Source organism: Arthrobacter sp. MDT2-34-1 (assembly GCF_059091365.1).
Map to the genome: position 1 here is coordinate 1 of NZ_JBNHGO010000082.1, position 702 is coordinate 702.

Consider the following 702-nt stretch of genomic DNA (forward strand, 5'->3'; position numbering starts at 1 on the left):
TGCCTCACCGCTTAGTTGACGACGCATGGAACGCCTCTGACTGAGCGCGCTTCCAACCCATGGCGACTGCAGCCTTCATGCCTGACTGTTGTATCCCTATTTCCGCAGTTTTCCCGAAAGGTAACCCGTGAATCCTAATAGCAGAATTCCTGTCATTCTTGGCGGGGCACGCACCCCCTTTGGACGCTTCCGTGGCGGGCTTGCTTCATTGTCCGCGACCGACCTCGGTTCCCATGCCATCCGTGCGGCCCTGGAGCGTGCCGGGGCCGCCCCGGAGCAAATCGAGGCCGTGATTGTTGGGCAGGTCTATCAGGCGGGCGCCGGGCAGGGTCCGGCGCGGCAGTCGAGCCTGGGCGCGGGCATCGGCTGGGACGTGCCCACTGTCACCGTGAACAAGCTGTGCCTGTCCGGTCTGACGGCGGTGATCGACGCGGCCCGGGTGATCCGGGCGGGGGAGGCTGACTTTGTGGTCGCGGCCGGCCAGGAATCCATGACGAACGCCCCGCACCTGGTCAACGGGCTGCGCGCGGGGGTCACCATCGGGGACACCCCGCTCGTTGACTCGCTCAACCACGACGGGCTGCAGGATCCGTTCAGCGGCGACCTGATGGGGGCCGCGACCGACGCCGGCAACGCCACTCGGGGGATCACCCGCGAAGAGCAGGACCAGGTGGCCGCCCGCTCGCATCAGCGTGCGGAAGC

1 protein-coding gene is annotated in these 702 nt (G+C 67.0%); it reads left to right on the forward strand.

Going from position 1 to position 702, the window contains the following annotated elements; all coding sequences use genetic code 11:
* Nucleotides 1-127 precede the first annotated feature (127 nt).
* On the forward strand, nucleotides 128-702 hold a 575-nt coding region (locus tag AC5RVV_RS17725; protein WP_494002665.1), incomplete at its 3' end, for a thiolase family protein.